The following is a 20,387-nucleotide window of genomic DNA, read 5'->3' as shown; positions in this document are numbered from 1 at the left end:
TCTCTCCGCCATAACTTTATGATTATATTGAGTAAATTTTACTTACGCACTTGAGGTGATTTTACACCTTCGTGGCGCGCCTCCTTCACGAGTTCGATCTCGCTTGGCCGACAGATCGTGTCGAGCCAGGGTTCGAGCGGTCCTTACATTCGCAGGAAGTTGAATCGGCTCTGGCTGGGATCGAGATGGACTCGAGGCTGCCGAAACACCTGTGCCATGGCTCTTATCGACAGGAGCGCAAGAAGCTCCCCCGGAATGAGCCAGCAGATCATCATGAAACGCCTTGCGGCGGACATCTGACGTCACGCCTTGCAATGCCAAAGGCGGAGGAAGCGGGAGGGGCGGGCCCCTCCCGTTGTTTTCACTCGACCGACTCGATCTCGCTCAGCTGCCAGGATTTGTCGAAAAATCCGGGAAGCGGGCTGTAGAGACGCAGAAGGGTGAACCAGCCTTTTTCGGGGTCGGTCTGGATCCAGTTGCCCTCAGCGACACCGTCGGGTTTTTCGGGCGCGAAATAGACGGTGGTCGAGCCGTCCTCGGACGCAACGGCGGCCGGGGTCGGATAGCTCTGCGAACCTGCACGCGGAAATTTCTGCGGTGTTTGCAGCATCGAGCGGGTCTGGTTGTCATAGAGGGTGAAGGACCAGAAGGCGGCGGCCGGAATGTCCTTGGGCAGGGTCACCTTGTAGGTCCTGGCGCCATCGAGCGGTGCGCCGGTGGCGTCGAGGCCGTTCATCAGATATTGCGAGCCGACGCCGGGGATCCGCATGATCATGCCGGGGCTGTCCAGCGTGTAGCCATAGTAGAAGGCAGTACGGGACGCGAGCGTGCGGGCGCCCGTCGGCGGGTAGGGCTTGAACATCCCGTCCTCGTAGGCAGGCGGCGGAGTTTCGAACAGGGCACCACCCTCGAACAGCATGTTCCACCAGTTCGAGCCTTCATAATAGGCCCAGTCGGGGTGCGTGTCCTTCCAGCTCCACTGAAGCGCCCGACCGTAGCCCTGCCCCACCTGGGCGGCATCCGCCAGGATCTTCTTCATCCGCTCGTCCGGCGCGAAGTCCTTGCCGTGGACGATGCCGATCGCGGCAAGCTGTCCGGCGAGTTCCACGTCATAGCTGGTGGCAGGTTCGTTCTGGACGTTCTCGTTCACGAGCTCGAAAAAGCCTGCATCGCTGGGCGGAATGGTGTTGAAGGCCACGCCGCTGCCGTTGATGAACTTCATCTCCGGGATCTTCGGTTCGGCCCCGAGGCGGACCTTGCCTTCAAGCGCCTCGGCGATCGAGGTTCCGTAGCTGCCCGGCGCATAGGGATAGATCTTGAGATTGTCCTTCACGTTGGCGACTGCGGGTTTGGGATCCTTGCCGTCCGTGATGAAGGCGCGCAGCGCATAGAGCACCGAATTGGTCTTGGCGTGGGCGATGAAATATCCGCCCTCGGGAAGCGGACCGTCGTAATCCGGGCCGACGATCAGATATTTGCCGCCCAGGCCACGATCCGGACCGGGCTTGCCGATGTCGATCACCCACTGGAACCACATGTCGTTGAGCGTGCCGAGGCCGTCTTTGGGCTGGTCGATCACCACGGGGCCGTCCGACAGGTCGATCCACGCGACGTAATACACGGTGTCCGCATTGGCCGTCAGGAACAGGGAGGCCGAATCCATCAGCTCTTCAAAAAGGATGACATCGCCGCTTTCGGCGCCGACGCTCTGCATGCCCTTCTTGATTGCAAGCGCCGAAGCACCGCGGAAGCTGTTGTTGTAGACGTTCAGCGCGTTGCCGAAGTCAACGGTGTCGAAAATCGTGCGTGCGGATTTTGCACTTGGTACGCCGTTCTTGAACTCAAGGGTCCCGACCCTCGTGTCGACGCTGGCCGGGGCGGAGAGCGACTGGACGGTTTCTTCGCTGACATCTGCCAGGGCGGCAAAGGGAGCGGCTGCGGCAATCAGCGCCACAAGCGGGAATCTCAGAACTTTCAACGGAAGTCTCCACATAGTTAAATATGTCAATAAGGTAAAAATCTATAGTATTACCCGTGCTCGCGCCTTGGCGCACCCGGCAGTAAAACTTCCCTTACTCTACTGCCGATCCTGCAAACAGACGACTGGAAATTACAAGAAACTTGCCATCTGCCGCCAAAAAAGGTGGTAAGTCTCACAAGGGAATTCACGCCAGGAGCCACAATGTCATCCGCATTTCCTCTTTTCAGAGCCGGCGGGATCGCTCCCTTCTCGCGGTGGGCCGGCAGCAGCGGCAGGCCGATGGGCGAATTGCTCGACACCTGCGGTCTCAGCCACGTCCCTCATGAATCTCTCAATCAGCCCATCTCCCTGGTGAGCGCCATGAGGTTCGTGCGTGAGCTGCATCTGAGCGACGGCCCCGACATCGGTGTCCGTGTCGTCGGAAAGGAAAGCATCGCCGACCTTGGATATCTGGCGGAAATCCTGATGTCCGCGGACACCCTGAGACAGGCACTCCACCGGCTTACGGTCGCGATGCCGAACTACAGCACCCATGAGAACATTGCGCTGCTCCCTGCCAGGGGAGGCGGTATCTTTGTCGAGACCATGTCCATCGAGGTCGATCTCGCGACACTCCACGTTGTCCAGCAATATGTGGCGACCTTGCTCAATTCCCTGTGCCAGCTGACGGGAACGCCAGACGCCCCGTTCGAGAGCATCGAGATCACCCCTCACCCGGACCTCGGTGTGACTTATCTGGAACGCCAGTTCGGCGTCCGTCCGACCGCGAGCACACGGCGACGCCTGGCGATTTTCATTCCCGACCGGATTCTGGACCAGGCTTTCCGGCCGCGGGGCGATCGGCCGACCGGCGGAAGAACGCCCTGTGAATGGCAAGCCCTGCGCAGGGGCGGAGGCATCTCGCGCACGGTCCGCCTGTACGTTGAAAGCATGGTCGAGGACGGTGTCCCGTCGATCGAAAAGCTTGGCGATGCGTCCGGCATGAGCTTGAGAACCCTGCAGCGCAGGCTGACCGAGGACGGTACGAGCTATGCGGAGATCCTGGACGATGTCCGCAGGTGCAAGGCCTTGAACGGCCTCGGGTGCAGAGACGTCCCTATCGGCGCATTGGCCGAGGAACTTGCCTATAATGGCACACCGGCCTTCACCCGCGCCGTGCGGCGCTGGACGGGCCTTTCGCCGCGCGACTACCGCAAGCTCGCGAAGCCGGACGGCACCCGATGACCGGGAACACCCTGTTGCGGCTTCAGATGGCCACCATCAGTGCCGCGAGAACGCCGAACCAGTAGTGCATCAGGACCACCCCGGCGAGGTTCTTCTGGTAGAGATAGACATAGCCGAAGACGATGCTGGCGAAGAAGGTGATGACCACCGCGTCCACCCCGAAGGTCAGGTGGAGCGAGGCGAAGATGGTGCTGGTGAGGAAGACGGCGCGGTGTCCCCTGGTGTCGGCAAGGAACTTCTGGAACAGGCCCTGGAGCAGGCCCCTGGAGCCGATTTCCTGGATCACGGTGTGAAACAGGTATTGCACCAGGAACAGCAGGTCGACCTTGACGCCGGCATTTTGCGGAACCTGATCCCCCTTGAAGAAAACCAGGTAGATCAGCGCCGGCGCCGACAGCACCAGGCAGATCGCGAATGACTGGGCGAGCGAGCGGAACAGCCCTTCCCGGCGCAGACCAAGCTGGCCGGCCGGGATTTTCATGACCTTGATGATGATCAGGCAGGGAACCGCAAACGCCAGGATGGTCTGCCAGGAGAACCCGGGATCATAGACGTCCTTCACGTAGCGTTCGGCCACGAGATAGAACAGCGAGGTCGAAATCAGATAAAGCGCAATGGTGAAGACCAGAAAGTAGCCGAACTGGTTCTGCAGTGTTTTCGCCGCCAGTTGCTCCTGCAGGGCGGACAGCATGCCGTCACTCAGGGACCGCGCACGCTTGACCACCACGCTCGCCAGGGCCCCCTTCAGTTCACCGGAAACGGCGGCACCGTCAGGCAGCCCCTTGAGGGCGGCCACAGGGATCTCGATAAGCGTGCAGGCGGTCTGCGCGATGACGGAGGCGGCACGCGGTGCACCGTCCAGAAACGCCAGTTCCCCGAGACATTCTCCGGCGCGTACCGTGTTCAGCGGAATGTCGCCGCCCTCCGGCCCTTTCCTGGTGGCGAGAGCCTCGCCCTCGATCAGAAGAAACAGATCGGAGGTTTCGTCGCCTTCGCGCACGATGGTTTGCGTTTCGGGAATTTGAACGTATCGGGATACAGAAGCGATGCTTTCAAGCACGCTGTCGTTCAGATGCGCAAAGGCATCGTGCATCTTGAAGTGATCGATCATTTCCATGGAAGGGCTATCGGCAAACTGTCTGAAATCGAGTTCAATTGCTGTTCCTGGTATCGCGCCCGATGCGTAGCAGCAAGACGTTCATAAACTCCTACCGCTTCCCGCTTCAGGAGAACACAGCCAACCGGTTGCGTTCCTTTTGGACCACAGGCTCGCGCACAAGAAACCCCACCGGACGATAACCGGCACTCCGGCCTTGCGGCGGCTGGTTCGCGTCTTTAGAGCATTTGGGTAGGCATCAGACTTGATCAAACCTGAAACCTTCGGGATACGCATGCAAACGGGACAGAAGCGCCGAGTTCTCATCGTGAATGCCTACTTCGACCCGTGGAGATCGGCATCGCCCACACGGTTGTTCGTTCCGCGCGCAATGGCTCCCTATTATCTGGCGGGCTATTTCGACCGCGATCATGTCGAGGTCAGGGTCTGGGACGAAGTCTTTCACGGCGCGCTGCTGAACCGCCGCCTGCTGGAATGGCCGGACATGGTGGTGTTCACCGGGTTGACGGCGGCCTTCGACCGGGCGCGGCAACTGGGCGCCTATTGCCGGCATTTCAATCCGCAGGTGGTGAGCGTCATCGGCGGCCCGATCGCCCGGGCGCTGCCCGCCCTCTGCAATCAGGTGTTCGACTACACCTGCCAGGGCGACGTGGAAGAGATCGGAGCGGTCATCGAAGCCGTCTTCAGCGCGGATCATCTTGCGGACCAGACCGCGCCCCGCTTCGACCTGACAGCCCCGACCATGGGGGTCGGCTATCTCGAAACCACCAAGAACTGCAATTTTGCCTGTTCCTTCTGCTCCCTGTCCGGCGAAGGGCGCGCTTACACCGCCCACAGCGAAGCGTCGATCGACGGTCAGCTGGATGCCATGGGCAAGGCCTTCGGTGTCATGGTTCTGGACAACAACTTCTACGGCAACAACCGCAGCAGCTTCGAGTGGCGCGTCGGCAAAATCGGCGAGCGCTGGAGACAGGGGCAGTTTCGCGGCTGGGGCGCGCTGGTGACGGGCGATTTCTTCAAGCGTCCGGAAAACCTCAAGCTGATGGCGGACAACGGTTGCAAGGCGCTTTTCTCCGGTGTCGAGAATCTCGATCCGGCTGTGCTGAGAACCTTCAACAAGAAGCAGAGCCTTGCCTCCGATCCGCTGTCCCTGACCCAGGCCTGTGCGGAGCACGGCATGTTCTTCGACTACGGCGTGATTATCGATTTTGCCCAACAGACCATCGCCGAGGTGGACGATCAGGTTTCCGGCATCCTTTCGGATCCGCGCATCCCCCTGCCCGGCCTGCTGTCGCTGACCATACCGATTGCCGGGACGCCCTATTTCGACGAGGCCGCGCGGGCCGGGCGGCTGATGCCGAATGTGCTTTTGAGTGACATGGACGGGCAGAAGCTTGTCGAATGGCCGCAGGAACCGCTGGAAAAGGTCACGCCTTTCCTGCGCGACCTGTTGAAGTTCCGCGGGCGCAAGATGGCTCTCACGCGCCATGCGTTCGGGCATGCATGGCACTGGCGCAAGCATTTCGAATGGGAGCAGACGGTCCTGTCCGCCGTGCGTCCTCTGCATCGGTTCGGCGGAAATTTCGGTCTCGGCAGCCCGCGCCAGATGCGCCAGTCGTTCCGGGAACCCGCGCTGACCTACAACGCCATGACCGACCCGTTGCGATCCGCCTACCGGCCGCTTTACAGACTGCCGAGCCAATTCGCCAAGGACTTCGAACCGCTGAAGGTGACGGACGAAACCGGCGCCTTGAGCGATCAGTTCCTGGAAGCCCGATCCGGACGGGTGCCTCTGACAGGCTGATATTGGCCGATTACGTTTGACCGGGTGAGATAGGGCGGCGGTTTTCGCTGGCCCGGCGTCAGGCGCGCCCGTGCGCCGCTTCCGCTGCTACCGCTGCTTCCATGTTGGCAACGAATTGATCGGTGCAGACGGCCCAGCTCTGCCCGAGTGCCGCTTTCCGGCAGACATCTCGCGGTATCTTCAGGGCCGCAAGCGCAGCTTCGCGCAAATCGTCGGACAGGACGCCCGCGCCTCTGTCGCCGATCACGTCGAGCGGCCCCATGACCGGATAGGCGGCCACAGGCGTGCCGCAGGCCAGCGCTTCCAGCAGCACCAGTCCGAAGGTGTCCGTCTTTGAGGGAAAGACGAAGACGTCGGCGCTTGCATAGTGCCGGGCGAGATCCTCTCCGGATTTCGCGCCGGTGAAATGGACCTCCGGATAGCTGCGGCGCAGGCTTTCCAGTTGCGGACCGTCGCCCACGACGACCTTGGAGCCGGGCAGGTCAAGATCGAGGAAGGCCCCGATGTTCTTCTCGACGGCGACACGGCCGACATTCATGAAAACCGGCCGGGGAAGCGCCACCGGCAGGACGGAGCCTTCATCGGGTCTGAACAGGCTGGTATCGACGCCGCGCGACCAGCGCATCAGGTTCCGGAATTTGCGCTCGCGCAGATTTTCTTTCAGCAGCGACGTGGCGACCATGCACCCGGACCCGGAATTGTGGAAGCGGCGGAACCAGGCATAGAAGGGCGCTGTCGGCAACGGCAAGCGGGCCGCCACATATTCAGGAAAACGGGTGTGGTAGCTGGTTGTGAAGGTGCGGCTTTCCTTTTTGGCGGCCGCAGCGGCGAGCAGCCCGAGAGGACCTTCCGTCGCTATATGCACATGGTCGCAATCGTAGTCCCGGATAAGCCTGCGCACGGTGCGACCGGTCGTCAGGGAGAGCCGGATATCGGGATAGGTCGGGCAGGGAACCGTCCTGAACTCCCGAGGTGTCATGAACTCCACGCGCAGACCGCGGTTCCGCAGCTCATCGGCCGTATATTCAAGCGTCCGGACGACACCGTTGATTTGCGGATACCAGGCATCCGTCACGAAGAGCACGGATTTCATGCGGCAATTACAGGCTCTCTGTCATGGTCCGCCCTTGGCGTGGTCTGTTCGGCCCCGGACCATCTGACGATCTCCATCGTGCCGTCAAACCGTTCGCCGATGGCGGTGCAGCTTTCCACCCAGTCCCCCGTGTTGAGATAGTGCAGGCCATTCATGTCGCGACTGGTGGCGTGATGGATATGACCGCAGATGACGCCATCAAGTTTCCGTTGCCTGATGTCGCTGGCGACGGTGTTTTCGAACTGCCCGATGATATTGACGAACTGCTTGACGTGCCGTTTTGCAAAAGCCCCGAGCGACCAGTAGTTCAGCCCCAGCTTGCGCCGGGCGATGTTGAGCCAGGTGTTCATCGCCAGAGCCGTGACGTAAAAGCGGTCGCCCAGATAGGCCAGCCATTTTGCCTTCTGGATAACCACGTCATACTGGTCCCCATGGATGACCAGATAGCGGCGGCCGTCCGCCGTGACGTGTTCGATATCGTCGGCGAACTCCACACAGCCAAAACGGACCCTGCATGATTTCCTGAGAAATTCATCGTGGTTGCCGGGCAGATAGACAATGGTCGTGCCGTGATGGCCACGCTCCAGCAGAAGGTTCATGACCGCCTGGTGAGAGGCCGGCCAGTATCTCTTCTTCCTGAGCCGCCAGCCGTCGATGATGTCGCCGACAAGATAGATCGTCTCGGCCTGGTGATGTCCCAAAAAGTCAAGAAGCAGCTCGGCCTGACACCCGCGCGTGCCCAAATGAATATCGGAAATAAAAAGCGTCCGAAACGTCCTGATCTGAACGTCCTTGGAAAAATCCTGCTCGTAAATGGCTGAGGCTCCTGAATGGAATGGCTGCAGCGAGTATTGTTCCAACACCCTGTGCACGCAAGACCTCGGCGGAACATCGCCAGGACAGGCACTAAAGGTGGCAAGTCACCGTCACCGGGAAACGGAACCACCATGAGAAAGCCGAGTGCGCGGCCGGCGGAGGTTCTGCGTTTCCTTGCGACGGGTCCTTCGTGCTCCGGCGCTATGACTGACCGAAGAGAGATCCAGCCGCGTTGAAAACTCAGTTGTCGCCGAAATACTGCGTGCGAAGATCGTCGATCACGCCATTTTCATGAGCCCCCACGACCTCTATCGTCATCTCCCGTCTGAGGGGGCTGCCATGGGGAAGACCGAAGCCGTATTTCTCCGGTTGAAAAATCGGACCGACCACCTTGAGCTCTGCCTGAGGATTCCTGTGCAGGTAATACTCCAGGACAGGGGCATCACCGATGATGGCTTCCACCCAGCCGTTTTCCAGGGCTTCAACGGACGCCTTGATGTTGCGGGTGGAAATCGAGTTGATGATCGAATCGTGCGCGAATTCTTCCGCGCTGCTGCCCTCGGCGACAGCAACCGTTCTCCCGGCAAGATCGGAGACGCCGTTGATGGTTCCGGTCAGCGACAGACTTGTCATGACACTCGTGACCGAAGAGGTGACGTAGGCCATCACAGCTATCCCGCAAATGAGCCACAGCGCCTGCCAGATGCGGCCAACCCAGCCGAACAGGTTCTTCCGTGACGGGGCCTTTCCCGAGGTGACGACCGACATGACCGAATAAAAGCTTTCGGCAACGCCATCGGTCCATTTCTGCGGAAACCCCTTGTCGAATTTCCGGTCGAAAAGGGTCATGCCCAGGGTCGAGACAACGATGATGAACGCGAGCCAGGCATAAGGCTTGAGATAACCCGCATCCCTGAGGCCTTCGATCAGCCCCGAAAAGCCGACATGAGGTGTCTCGCTAACCATGACGCGCAAGCCTGCGTCGAACCAGGGCTGGGTAAAGTCAAAACGGCCCGCGCGCTTCTCGGTGATGGTCAGATTGGTGACGGCAAGGTCGATCTGCTCAGACGCAACCGCGTCGACCAGTTGCGTGACCGTATCGAAGGACTTGTAATCGTATTCGACTCCGATCTCGCCGGCGATGAATTCCCAGAGGTCAACCGCCATGCCCGAAATATCGTCCCCGTCCACCATGACGAAGGGAGGGCTTTCATAAATGCCGACCAGCAGTTTCGGATTTTCTTCCGTAGTGTCCTGTGCTGCCGATATTGACGAAAAACAGACGAGCGCAAGAAACGCAGCGAGAATTCGCAACATGGCATTCACCTGGACTGTAGCGTGTTTCGGGGAGAAACTGTCGAATCTGGATCTGAGCATATGAGCAATATCAATGAGTTGGATAAAATCAGGGAAGAGAGGACAAGGGAAGGTGGTTCCTGACGCATGGTGTCCGTTCAGTATTTAACGTCGGGTTAAATATCGAAACCCTGCGGAAACAGCGCCTGGGAAGGTCTGAATATCTTAGCTCGCTGACTGTCGAAATTGTCTGGCGGCGTGCCGTGCCCGCAGGGGAACGCTCCCTTCCTGTCAGTGAACTTCCCGCCAACCGCCGGTCGGCAGATTGCCCACCCGGTCACCGGTTCATGATTTCGCCGGTCGATAGCCATGGCAAGGATATCTTGAAGCCGCTCCGGACGTCATGCCGTTTCTTCGGCCGGCTCACCGTTGAAAGCGGGGAAGGATCTCGGTGCCGGCCAGGGAAGGAAAAGGTCGTGCCCTGCCAGGGTCGCACCGACCGCCTGCATCCTGCCGCCCCTGGCAAGGGAGCCGAGAAGGACCGGCGCGAAGCCGAGGTCTTCGAAAAGGTCGGCGACGTCCGACGCGGCCGAACGGTCGTTGCCGGAAATGAACATTGCTCTGCGGAGATCCCCGATCACCGGGTCCTTCCTGAAATTCTCCATGAACATCGCATTCATCGCCTTGACCACACGCGCGCCCGGTGCAAGCCGCGCGATCATTTCGCTGGAACTGTCCTGGCCGAAATCCTCTGCGCCACCCTCCGTCAGCGCATTGGTCGCATCGATCAGGATCTGACCATGCCATGCGGGAAGACTGTTCAAGGTGTCCTCAACATTTGCCCAGGGAACCGCGAGCAGCACGATTTCCTGGCGGGCCGCCTCTTCAAGAGTGGCCGCGTGGGCTTGCGGGCCGAATTCCCCGACCAGACCAGTCAGAGTCTCCGGACCACGCCGGTTGCTGAAGACGATTTCATGGCCGGCGGCCATGGCCTTGAGCGCAAAGGACTGTGCAACGAGGCCAGCTCCGAGTGTCCCTATTTTCATGTCACCCTCCGAAACGCTTCGATCGGTTCTGATGGGGAACAATGTCGTCGCAGGTAACCTTTCTTCAAGTACTGACTTTTTGGTAACCGGAGAGAAAATCGCAAGGCCGCCGCGCACGGGCGGCATAGGCTGCCGCCATTGAAGGAGCGTTCAACGCTCGCTGAAAATATCCCGACTTCAGATAACAGGATAAGCGAAAACATCCGGAGACGGCATCATGGACCCAACCGGAAAAACAGGTCTGCGGCAGGATGCGAAGGAACACCCTTCCAGGAAATCACTCTACCCCACACTCTCCTTCTCCCGCTCAGCGAGTGCGGCGGCGATCGTTGCGGCGTTTTTCTCGCCCCAGACGCACAGGGATGTCAGTGTATCGGCCAGGCTGCAGCCGAGTGGGGTCAGGGTGTAGTCGACCCGGGGCGGGACTTCCCCGTAGTCGGTGCGCAGAATTATTCCGTGCGCTTCGAGTTCCTTGAGCTGCTGGATCAGCACCTTGTCGCTGACGCCGCGCACGGAGCGCCGGAGTTCGCCGTAGCGCATGGGTCCCTTGCGGAGAAAATAGAGAACCAGCGGCTTCCACTTGCCGCCGATCACGCGCAAGGCTGCGTCGAGGCCACAGATAAACGGAAAGGATTTTTCAGGTTCGGTGCTCATTCTGCCTACTTACCAAAAGGTGCATACTTGTGGAAAGGAAATCACATCTTAGCTTCAGTTTGACCCCAAACAAAGGAGAGTTCCAATGGGCAAACTGGAAGGAAAAACAGCAGTCATCACCGGCGGTGCCAGCGGTATCGGCCTGGAAATGGCAAGGCGCTTTATCGCAGACGGCGCGCAGGTCTACATCTTCGGCCGCCGTCAGGACGCCCTTGACGCGGCCCTGAAAGAGCTGGGCGCAAATGCACGGGCCGTTCAGGGCGACACGACCAGACTTGAAGATCTCGACCGTCTGTTTGCGACGGTGAAAACCGACAAGGGCAGCATAGACGTTCTGGTCGCCAATGCGGGCATCGGCGAATTCGCCGCCCTGGGTGACATCACGCCGGAGCATTTTGACAGGACCTTCGACATCAACGTCAAGGGCACGCTGTTCACCGTTAAAAAGGCGCTGCCGCTTCTCAATCGCGGTGCATCGATCATCCTGACCGGATCGACCGTCGGCGTGACGGGAACCGCCGCCATGAGCATCTACAGCGCCTCGAAGGCAGCCGTCCGCAACTTCGCCCGCAGTTGGTCCCTGGACCTGAAGGGGACGGGTATCCGCGTGAACGTGCTTTCTCCCGGCGCAACGGAGACGCAAGGCGTCAAGGACCTGTTCGACCAGACCGGAGCGACGGACCAGATTGTCGCCAACTTCAACGAGCAGACACCGCTCGGCAGGATGGGCAATCCGTCGGAGACGGCAGCCGTCGCGGCCTTCCTGGCGTCCGACGACAGCAGCTACATGACCGGCAGCGAGATCTTCGTCGACGGCGGCTACGCACAGGTCTGATCCTCCGCCCGACCTGCAACACCTTCACAACCAACGGAACACGGCCGGGCCACGCAAGTTGCCCGGCCGTTCCGTTTGCAGGACGGCCTAAGACCAGAAGTCCGCCTGAAGCTGCGCGGCCTCGTCCTCCAGAAGCGGGCCGACCACCTCGACCTGCCTCTGGCCCGCGGCGAACACCGTGCGGCAGGGAAGGTCCAGCGTCGGGTTTTCGTCGTGATCGCCGGTCTGTTCCTTCAGCGATTTTTCCGTCTGACCAAAGACGACACGGCCGATGCCGGACCAGTAGACAGCACCCGAGCACATGGCACAGGGCTCGGCCGAGGTGTACATGGTGCAGCCGGCGAGAAAATCCGGCCGCCATTGCTTGCTGGCGCGGGTGGCGAGCAGGCGTTCGGCATGGGCTGTCATGTCCTGTCCCTCGGCGGTATAGCCGTTGCCCTGCTCCATCAGGATCTCTCCGTCCGGTCCGGCCAGAAGGCAGCCGAACGGATGGTCGCCGGTTTCCCTGGCACTGGCGGCAATCTCGAATGCCCTGCGCAGCAGCGCGATGTCCCTGTCTTCCCGTGTAACGTTCACGCCTGTCTCCCGTATGCTTTGCGGCAGAGGGGATCATGCCCGTTTTCGCCTTGCAAGTGCGCCGGAACGTTCAGTCTTGCTGGACAGAATTTGATCAATCGTCTGGCGAAAATTGAGGCATTCGCGGAAATATTAAGCGAAGCCACCGCAATCAATTGCAATCACCTTGCGGTCTTCTTGACAAGAACACTGCCTTGATCTTCCGTGGAGGCGAGTAGAAGCGGTAGAGCCTTCGGCTTTGACATTGCTCATCTTTGTTGGTTGGCCGATGCAGCCTTGGGGGACCATTCCGAGCCTGCCTTGCGAACAATGGGATGACAATGGCGAACGGTCGGAAATCACGCTCCCGCGTCTTGCCCCTTTTCCAGATAAACAACAGTGAAAGGATGTGCTGATGCGCATGTTTGACGGGAAAATCTTGTGCGTTGCCCTGACTTCGGTCGCTGCAGCGGTCACGGCTTCGGGAACCGCCTCGGCGGCGGACCTGGTGACCTATCAGCTCGACTGGCTGCCGGGCGGCGACAAGGCACCGATCTATGTCTGCGTTCAGGAAGGCTTCTGCCAGGAAGCAGGCCTGGAGATCAAGATCGAGCCGGGCCGCGGTTCGTCGGAAGCCATCACCAAGCTGGCGACCGGCACGTCCGATATCGGCTCTGCCGGGCTGGGTGCGCTGATGGCCGCAAGAGCAACTGAAGGCGTTCCGGCGACCGCAGTCATGTCCATCTTCAACATGGGTCCGCACGCTTTCTACACGACGGCCGACACGGGGATCACATCCATCAAGGACGTCAAGGGCAAGAAGATCGCCACTTCCCCCTTCACCTCCTCCAACGTTTTCCTGCCGCTGGTGCTCGCCGACAACGGGATTTCGGAAGACGACATCACCCTGACCAAATCCGATCCGGGCGCGCTCGGCCCGCTGCTGATGACCGGCCAGTCCGACGCCATCATCGCCTGGCTGACGGATGTGTCCCGTTACACCGGTCAGGCCAAGGAAGCCGGCAAGGAAATTGTCATCCTTCCCTGGGCCGATGCGGGTCTGGAGCTTTATTCCGCAGCGCTCGTTGCCAGCGACACTTTTCTGAGCGAGCGTCCGGAGGTGGCGAAACGTTTCGTCGCCGCATTCAAGAAGTCTCTCGAATTCGCCTATGAAAACCCGGACAAGGCGGCAGCCGCCGTTGCGGCGATGGTGCCGGAGCTTTCGGCGGAAGACGTCAAGGGCTCCTGGCTCGACGCCTCCAAGCTGGCCTTCAACGAAGTGACCGAAACCTACGGCCTCGGCGCGCTGGATGCGGACCGTCTGCAGGCCACATGGGAGCGGGTTGCCGCATCCCAGGACCTCGATCCGGCTTCGCTGCAGCCTGAGGACGTTGTCGACCGGTCCTTCATGCCGGCGTCGGAGTGACGCCCCGTGGCGCTTGCAGGTAACGCGATCAACTTCTCCGGTGTCGGTCAGACTTTTCTGACCGGCACCGGCTCCCTGACAGCCCTGGACGGGGTCTCCGTCACCATTGCCCAGCATGAGTTCGTCGCCGTGCTCGGCCCGTCGGGATGCGGCAAGTCAACCTTGCTGCGGCTGACCGCGGGTCTGATGAAACCCTCTACAGGCAGCGTGAGCGTCTTCGGCCTTTCGGTGACGCAGCCGCGCGACGATGTCGGCATCGTCTTCCAGAAGCCCACACTGCTGCCCTGGGCGAATGTGGAGGACAACGTGGTGTTTCCCGCCAGGCACAAGCTGGGCCGGGTCACCCCCGAGGACCGCGCGCAGGCACAGGCGATCATCGAAACGGTCGGACTGGCCGGGTTTGAAAAGCGCCTGCCATCCGAACTTTCCGGCGGCATGCAGCAACGGGTGGGGATTGCCCGAGCGCTGTTCCTCAACCCGGACATCCTGCTGATGGACGAGCCGTTTTCCGCACTGGACGCCCTGACTCGCGACATGATGGGTTTCGAGCTTCTGCGCCTGTGGCAGGCCAGCCCCAAGACGGTGCTGTTCATCACTCATTCCATTCCCGAAGCCGCCCTTCTGGCGGACCGTGTGCTGGTGCTCAGCGAGCGCCCCGGACGAGTGATCGCCGACCTGCCTGTGCCGACATCGCGTCCCCGGGACGAGACCTCGCTCGGGACACCGGAGATGCAGGACTATGCGGCACATCTGCGTTCGCTCCTGATCCGAAAGGAAGCTGCCTGATGACGGTCGCAGACACGCCGGACACGTCCAGCGCAAAGACACCCAAGCCGGCGACGGCAGCGCCGTCCGCAAAGACCGTTCCCCTGAAGGAGCGTCTGTTGCGCACGCCGGTGGCGCTGCCGCTGATGACTTTCCTGCTGCTGCTGATTCTATGGGAGGCAGGCACCCGGATCTTTGCGGTGCCGTCCTACATCCTGCCGTCTCCCTCCCGCATCCTGTTCGGCTTCGAAGCGGTGCCGGCGGGGCGCTGGGTGGAACATATCTGGGCGACGCTGCGCGTGGCGCTGCTGGGCTATCTGGTCTCCTTCGTCGTCTCCCTGCCGATCGCGGTGGGACTGGCGAAGTCCCGGCTGTTGTCGGGCGCGCTCTATCCGCTGCTTGTGGTGATCCAGTCCGTGCCGGTGGTTGCCGTTGCGCCGATCATCATCGTGGTGCTCGGCACGGGCGATGCGCCGCGGGTGGTCATCACCTTCATGATCTCTTTCTTTCCGCTGGTGGTCTCCATGACCACGGGGCTTGCGGCGACACCGCCGGAGCTGATCGAACTGTCGCGCTCGCTGCGCGCACCGTCCTTCCGGGAGATCACCCAGATCCGGCTGCCCTATGCGACCCCCTACATCTTTTCCGGCATGAAGATCTCGATCACGCTGGCGGTCATCGGTGCGGTGGTGTCGGAATTCGTGGCAGCGGAAAAAGGCATCGGCTATTTCATCCAGTTCTCGACTTCCATGTTCAAGCTGCCGCAGGCCTGGGCCGGTCTGGTAATCCTGGTTGCGATGTCGCTCCTGCTGTTTCAGATCGTCAGCCAGACCCAGCGGATCTTCTTCCCGTGGTCTCTGCCGAAAGGGCAGAAATGACGTCCTTCCTGATTACCGGCATCGATTACGGACTTACCGGCAACCGGGAGGGAGAGCGTTTCAGCGGCACGCTGCGGGTGCGCGACGGCATGATCAGCGAAATGGGTGCGCTTCTGCCGCACCCCGGCGAAGAGACCGTCGATGCCGGTGGCTGCGTGGTGACGCCGGGGCTGGTGAACAGCCATCATCATCTCTTCCAGTCGATCCTCAAGGCTGTGCCCGAAGGGCTGAACGTCCCGCTCGACGACTGGCTGATGCATGTGCCTTACAGTTACTGGCCGCTGATCGACGAGGAAGCCCTGAGAGTTGCCGCCCGGATCGGACTGGCCGAGCTTCTGCTCACCGGCGCGACGACGGTCTGCGATCATCACTATGTCTTCTCCGACCGTTACGAGTACGACCCCGCCGACATCCTGTTCGAGGAAGCGGGCGCCCTCGGTCTCCGTTTCGTGCTGGCCCGCGGCGGCGGCACGAAGGGACGTTCCTTTGCGGATCCGGCCCTGCCCCCGGCGCCGACCGAAACACTGGACGCATTTCTGGCCTCCATCGAGCGGACCGCCGACCGCTGGCATGACCCCTCCCCCGGCTCCCTGCGCCGGGTCGCGGTGGCGCCGACGACCCCTACCTTTAACGTCGAGCCCGGCGAGCTGAAGGGCATTGCCGGTTTCGCCCGTGCCAAGGGCCTGCGGCTGCATTCGCATCTTTCCGAAAACCGCGCCTATGTGAATTTCACGCTTCGCAGCTACGGCAAGCGGCCGGTGCACTGGCTGGCCGAGCAGGACTGGCTCGGGCCGGACGTCTGGTTCGCTCATCTGGTTGAATGCGATCCGGCCGAAGTCGCCCTGCTTGCGGAAACCGGTACCGGCATGGCCCATTGCCCGCAGGCCAATGCGCGGCTCGGCTCCGGCATCGCGCCCGCCGACGCGCTGCATGACGCGGGCGGGATTGTTTCCCTTGCGGTCGACGGGGCCGGAGCCAACGAGGCGGCGGATATGGGTGCGGCACTCTACAGCGCCTTCACGCTTCACCGGGCCGCCAAGGGCGTTCACGCCGCCCGCGCGGAAACGCTGCTGAACTGGGCAACGGACGGCGGCGCCAGAATGCTCGGCTTCGACAACTTCGGAATTCTGGCGCCCGGCATGGCCGCAGACATCACCCTGTTCGACTTGAATGCGCCGCGTAATCTGGGTCTGCACGACCCGGCGCTGGCGCCGGTTCTGACCGGGGCCGCAACCGTGAAGCACAGTTTCGTCGGCGGCCGGCAGGTCGTGAAGGACGGGCGGATACCCGGTCTCGATCTTGCGGCGCTTGCCGAAGATGCCGGCCGGATCACACGGGGCATCATCGAACGAAGAAAGGAGATAACGGCGTCCACCGGGGCCCGCGCCGCCCATGCCTGATGGGCCCGAAAGACTGGCCTGAATTGCCGGTGAAACCGGTATGTGGAGTATAAGCTGGCAGTGCCGCCGCGGCACGGGTCATTGCTCCGGGAACCCTTTTTTGAGGAGAACGGAAACATGAGCACCTCTACATCATACGGCCTTGCCGAACTGGAGAAGGAAAAGAACTTCGGCGGCGAAGGCGAGCTCGTCGATCGCGACATCCCGCGGATCGACATGTCGGACTATTTCTCACGCAAGGCGGAGATCACCGAGGAGTTGTGGGAGGCAGCTACCGGGATCGGCTTCTTCCAGCTCACCAATCATGGCATTCCCCAGGAGTTGATCGACGAGGCCTTTCGCCTCTCGGCCGATTTTTTCAGCCTGCCCGCGGAGACGAAGGAACAATTCCCGCTCAAGCCCGGCTCGAATGCCGGATGGGAATTCAAGGCGCAGGTGCGCCCGTCCACCGGCACGGCGGACCAGAAGGAAAGCTACCAGATCACCCTGCCGCGCATGACCGGTCTGTGGCCGTCCGGGGAGGAAGTCACGGGTTTCAAGGCGACCATGCTGGCCTTCGAGCGCCACAACTGGGCGCTGGCGATGAAAGTTCTCTCCTGCTTTGCGGACAAGCTGGACTTCCCGCCGGATTTCTTCACCGATGGCCATAATCCGCTGACGCCGGAATATCAGTCCACCCTGCGGCTGATCCACTATCTGGGCATGGAGGACGCCAAGCCAGAGGACTTCAAGTTCTGGCGCGCCGGAGCTCACACGGACTTCGACTGTCTCACGCTGCTGCACCAGAAGGCGGGGCAAGGCGGATTGCAGCTCTGCCCGGGCAAGGACAGCCAGGGCCGCGCGATCGCCTGGACCGACGTGCCGCCGCTGGAAGGAGTGATCACCTGCAATATCGGCGACATGCTGATGCGCTGGTCCGACGACAAGCTGCTGTCCAACCTGCACCGGGTGCGCATGCCCAAGCCGGAGGAATATCTCGGCCCGCGCTATTCCATGGCGTTTTTCGCCCAGGCCAACATGGATACGGTGCTTGCCGGTCCGGAGGGCAAATACGAACCGATGACGGCGCATGACTACATCCAGATGCGCCTTGGGGCGAATTTCGGCAAGAAATAAAGCCCAGCGCATATCGACCGGTCCGGCGGGGTATCAAACCTCGCCGGACCTGACTACCTCTCCTCAGAGGCCGTAGACCCTGACGGCATTGTCATGCAGAACGCATTTTATCTCTGCCTCGCTCAGGCCGGCGAGAAGCCGATCCGTTGCCGCGACCCAGTCCGCATAGCTGGCCGCAAGAGTGCAGACTGGCCAGTCGCTGCCCCAGATCAGTCGGTCCGGGCCGAAGGTGGCAAGGAGATGGTCCACATAGGGTTTGAGGTCTTCCACCTTCCAGTTTTCTGCAGCTTCGGTGACGAGACCTGAAAGCTTGCAACAGGCCTGCGTCTGGCCGGCAAGCGCGCTCATGTGCTCCGCCCAGACATCGAACTCTCCGGAGCGTATATCCGGTTTCGAACCGTGGTCGATAACGGTTTTCAGACCGGGGTGCCTGTCCAGCAGCACTCGCAGGTGCGGCAGGTGACCCGGCAGGGTCAGCGCGTCGAAGGTCAGATCATGCCGCTCCATGGCCTCGAAGGCCGGCGTCAATCGCGAGCCCAGCATCCAGCTGACATCGGCAATGTCCTGGATCATCGGGCGCAGGCCGACGAGGCCGGACCGATCCGCCAGCGCGGTGATCTGACCTGCTGCGTCAGCCGCCTCGAAATCCACCCAGCCGACGACACCCCTGATGAAGGGATTGTTCTCAGCCAGCGAGAGCATGAAGGCGGTCTCGGCCGGTGTAGGCGCAGCCTGGACGAGGATGGTCCCCGCTACGCCATGCGCCTCAAGAAACGGCTCGTAGTCGGCGGGCAGGAAATCCCTGTAGATCGGCCCTAGATCAGGTGTCAGCCAGCCGTAATCGCCGCGCCCGATCTGCCAGAAATGCTGGTGGGCGTCGATGCGGGTCCGGGCGGCTGTCATGAACCGATCACGCCCTTTTTCAGAAGGATGTTGCCATAGAGACGGGTTTCACCGGTCTGGAGGATGACAAAGGCGTCCCGGGAGCGCTGATAGAAGGCATTGCGCTCCAGGCCGCCGATCTTCACGGGATTGTCCGCCAGTTTATCGACCAGCTTCTGGAATTCGGCGACCACCGGCGGGACCTCGGACGGATTGCCGACCACCTGCATCGTCAGTGCCGGATCGGGCACGAAGGTGTCGAGCGGCAGGACCTGAAGGACTGCTTCCAGCGCCGCCGTCGCCGAAACACCGTCGAGGCGGACGACGCGCTGGCCGTTGCTGTGCGCGGGAAAGTTCGCGTCGGCGATGACGATATCGTTGCCGTGCCCCATGGCCGCAAGGGCATGCAGCAGGTCGGGTGAAAGAAGAGGGTTCAGGCCGCGTAGCATGTGCGTTCCTCCGGCATGGGAGCGTCCTCGCGGACGAGGCCGCCGGACTTCAGGTCCGACCAGAAACCGGCCGGGATGGATGTCTTCAAGACCGCCAGATTGGCTTCGACCTGGGCCGCGTCGACCGCGCCCGGAATGACCGTCTTCACGCAGGGATGACCGAGCACGAATTGCAGGGCCGCAGCGACAAGCGGGATGGAGTGGGCCGCACAGACCTCCTCGATCCTGCGCACCCGTTCCAGGATGTCAGGCGGCGCGTCTGCGTAGTTGTATTTCGCACCGGGCACTGCGCCGGTGGCCAGAATGCCGGAATTATACGGCCCGCCCAGGATGATGCCGACGTCGCGAGCCTCACAGAGCGGCAGGAAGCTTTCCAGCGCTTCCTGTTCGAGCAGCGTGTAGCGGCCCGCGAGAAGGAAACAGTCGAAATCGGCCAGGCCGAGCAGTTTCTCGCACACCTGCCATTCGTTGACGCCGGCGCCGATGGCGCCAATCTCGCCCGCCTCTCTCAGCTCACTCAGGGCGCGGTAACCGCCGAGATCAAAGAGTTCGCGGACACGGGCATCGCTTGCTTCCTGGGAGCCCTGGGAAAAGGCGCAGACGTCGTGAACGAAGAGAATGTCGGCGTTCCTGATCTGCAGCCGGGCCTTGCTGGCCTCATAGCTGCGCATGACGCCGTCATAGCTGTAGTCGAAGACGATCCGCTTCTGGGGCACATCGACAAAGGCTTCCGGGGTCACCTCCTCCGGTTCGCAGTCGAGCAGCAGGCGGCCGATCTTGGTGGAGAGGCGGATGTTCTCCCTGCCGAAGCGCTTTATGGCCTGCGCGAAGCGTTCCTCCGACCGGCCGAGACCGTATTGCGGCGCGGTGTCGAAATAGCGGATACCGTTGTCATAGGCCGCCTGCAACGCGGCCTGGGCATCGGCCTCGGAAACCTTCCGGTAGAGATTGCCGAGCGGCGCGCCGCCGAAACCCATTTCCGTCAGCTCTATCTTTTCAGCTGTCCGGTTGTTCAACAAATGCGTTGGAAGACCGTTCATTGCATTTCCT

Annotated in this window: 19 protein-coding genes; 8 read left to right on the top strand and 11 right to left on the bottom strand. The window is 61.4% G+C overall.

Features of this window, described 5'->3' with window-relative positions:
• Positions 1-361: 361 nt before the first annotated feature.
• Positions 362-1,978: a DUF1254 domain-containing protein gene (locus Q1B40_RS02730; RefSeq protein ID WP_299809629.1), complete on the bottom strand. Its 1,617-nt coding sequence runs from the start codon at positions 1,976-1,978 to the stop codon at positions 362-364.
• 204 nt (positions 1,979-2,182) lie between these two features.
• Here Q1B40_RS02730 and Q1B40_RS02725 point away from each other — a divergent pair, with 204 nt between their 5' ends.
• Positions 2,183-3,205, top strand: a complete 1,023-nt coding sequence (locus tag Q1B40_RS02725) for an AraC family transcriptional regulator (protein ID WP_299809627.1) — start codon at positions 2,183-2,185, stop codon at positions 3,203-3,205.
• 22 nt (positions 3,206-3,227) lie between these two features.
• Here Q1B40_RS02725 and Q1B40_RS02720 read toward each other — a convergent pair whose 3' ends face one another.
• Complete coding sequence (locus tag Q1B40_RS02720) at positions 3,228-4,322, bottom strand: cyclic nucleotide-binding domain-containing protein (protein ID WP_299809624.1); 1,095 nt, start codon at positions 4,320-4,322, stop codon at positions 3,228-3,230.
• A 244-nt stretch (positions 4,323-4,566) separates the two neighbouring features.
• Here Q1B40_RS02720 and Q1B40_RS02715 point away from each other — a divergent pair, with 244 nt between their 5' ends.
• On the top strand, positions 4,567-6,126 hold the full coding sequence (locus Q1B40_RS02715; RefSeq protein WP_299809621.1) for a hypothetical protein: 1,560 nt from the start codon (positions 4,567-4,569) through the stop codon (positions 6,124-6,126).
• 58 nt (positions 6,127-6,184) lie between these two features.
• Here Q1B40_RS02715 and Q1B40_RS02710 read toward each other — a convergent pair whose 3' ends face one another.
• The 5 genes from Q1B40_RS02710 to Q1B40_RS02690 all read right to left on the bottom strand — a co-directional run bounded on the left by Q1B40_RS02710 (position 6,185) and on the right by Q1B40_RS02690 (position 11,031).
• Positions 6,185-7,219 (bottom strand): glycosyltransferase family 1 protein, encoded by a 1,035-nt coding sequence (locus tag Q1B40_RS02710; RefSeq protein WP_299809618.1) that lies wholly within the window; start codon positions 7,217-7,219, stop codon positions 6,185-6,187.
• Positions 7,216-8,001, bottom strand: a complete 786-nt coding sequence (locus tag Q1B40_RS02705) for a UDP-2,3-diacylglucosamine diphosphatase (RefSeq protein ID WP_299812503.1) — start codon at positions 7,999-8,001, stop codon at positions 7,216-7,218. The genes Q1B40_RS02710 and Q1B40_RS02705 overlap by 4 nt, the downstream gene beginning before the upstream one ends.
• 274 nt (positions 8,002-8,275) lie before the next feature.
• Positions 8,276-9,352, bottom strand: a complete 1,077-nt coding sequence (locus Q1B40_RS02700; RefSeq protein ID WP_299809615.1) for a transporter substrate-binding domain-containing protein — start codon at positions 9,350-9,352, stop codon at positions 8,276-8,278.
• A 380-nt stretch (positions 9,353-9,732) separates the two neighbouring features.
• The gene (locus tag Q1B40_RS02695; RefSeq protein WP_299809612.1) at positions 9,733-10,377 is read right to left on the bottom strand and encodes an NAD(P)-binding domain-containing protein; all 645 of its coding nucleotides are present in this window, start codon (positions 10,375-10,377) and stop codon (positions 9,733-9,735) included.
• A 282-nt stretch (positions 10,378-10,659) separates the two neighbouring features.
• Positions 10,660-11,031 carry a helix-turn-helix domain-containing protein gene (locus Q1B40_RS02690; protein ID WP_299809609.1) on the bottom strand — a complete coding sequence of 124 codons (372 nt, stop codon included), beginning with the start codon at positions 11,029-11,031 and terminating at the stop codon, positions 10,660-10,662.
• An 85-nt stretch (positions 11,032-11,116) separates the two neighbouring features.
• Between Q1B40_RS02690 and Q1B40_RS02685 the strand changes: the two genes are divergently transcribed.
• Complete coding sequence (locus Q1B40_RS02685) at positions 11,117-11,866, top strand: SDR family oxidoreductase (RefSeq protein ID WP_299809606.1); 750 nt, start codon at positions 11,117-11,119, stop codon at positions 11,864-11,866.
• 87 nt (positions 11,867-11,953) lie between these two features.
• Here Q1B40_RS02685 and Q1B40_RS02680 read toward each other — a convergent pair whose 3' ends face one another.
• A complete protein-coding gene (locus Q1B40_RS02680; protein ID WP_299809603.1) occupies positions 11,954-12,442 on the bottom strand; it encodes a nucleoside deaminase in 489 nt (162 codons plus the stop codon).
• 400 nt (positions 12,443-12,842) lie between these two features.
• Between Q1B40_RS02680 and Q1B40_RS02675 the strand changes: the two genes are divergently transcribed.
• The 5 genes from Q1B40_RS02675 to Q1B40_RS02655 all read left to right on the top strand — a co-directional run bounded on the left by Q1B40_RS02675 (position 12,843) and on the right by Q1B40_RS02655 (position 18,006).
• A complete protein-coding gene (locus Q1B40_RS02675) occupies positions 12,843-13,847 on the top strand; it encodes an ABC transporter substrate-binding protein (RefSeq protein ID WP_299809600.1) in 1,005 nt (334 codons plus the stop codon).
• 6 nt (positions 13,848-13,853) lie between these two features.
• Complete coding sequence (locus Q1B40_RS02670) at positions 13,854-14,633, top strand: ABC transporter ATP-binding protein (RefSeq protein ID WP_299809596.1); 780 nt, start codon at positions 13,854-13,856, stop codon at positions 14,631-14,633.
• A 125-nt stretch (positions 14,634-14,758) separates the two neighbouring features.
• On the top strand, positions 14,759-15,490 hold the full coding sequence (locus Q1B40_RS02665) for an ABC transporter permease (protein ID WP_299812502.1): 732 nt from the start codon (positions 14,759-14,761) through the stop codon (positions 15,488-15,490).
• Positions 15,487-16,890, top strand: coding sequence for an amidohydrolase family protein (locus Q1B40_RS02660; protein WP_299809593.1), 1,404 nt, complete (start codon positions 15,487-15,489; stop codon positions 16,888-16,890). The genes Q1B40_RS02665 and Q1B40_RS02660 overlap by 4 nt, the downstream gene beginning before the upstream one ends.
• A gap of 117 nt (positions 16,891-17,007) precedes the next feature.
• Positions 17,008-18,006, top strand: a complete 999-nt coding sequence (locus Q1B40_RS02655) for a 2-oxoglutarate and iron-dependent oxygenase domain-containing protein (protein WP_299809589.1) — start codon at positions 17,008-17,010, stop codon at positions 18,004-18,006.
• Between the two features lie 63 nt (positions 18,007-18,069).
• Here the strand turns inward: Q1B40_RS02655 and Q1B40_RS02650 are convergent, their stop codons facing one another.
• From Q1B40_RS02650 to Q1B40_RS02640, 3 genes are read right to left on the bottom strand one after another with little or no spacing between them, the layout of a single operon-like run.
• On the bottom strand, positions 18,070-18,909 hold the full coding sequence (locus tag Q1B40_RS02650; protein ID WP_299809586.1) for an amidohydrolase: 840 nt from the start codon (positions 18,907-18,909) through the stop codon (positions 18,070-18,072).
• The gene (locus Q1B40_RS02645) at positions 18,906-19,337 is read right to left on the bottom strand and encodes an RbsD/FucU domain-containing protein (protein ID WP_299809583.1); all 432 of its coding nucleotides are present in this window, start codon (positions 19,335-19,337) and stop codon (positions 18,906-18,908) included. The genes Q1B40_RS02650 and Q1B40_RS02645 overlap by 4 nt, the downstream gene beginning before the upstream one ends.
• The gene (locus tag Q1B40_RS02640) at positions 19,322-20,377 is read right to left on the bottom strand and encodes an aldo/keto reductase (protein ID WP_299809580.1); all 1,056 of its coding nucleotides are present in this window, start codon (positions 20,375-20,377) and stop codon (positions 19,322-19,324) included. The genes Q1B40_RS02645 and Q1B40_RS02640 overlap by 16 nt, the downstream gene beginning before the upstream one ends.
• Between the last annotated feature and the right edge of the window lie 10 nt (positions 20,378-20,387).

This window comes from uncultured Roseibium sp., assembly GCF_947496995.1.
Classification (GTDB): Bacteria; Pseudomonadota; Alphaproteobacteria; order Rhizobiales; family Stappiaceae; genus Roseibium.
This window is presented reverse-complemented; position numbering and strand designations above follow the sequence as displayed.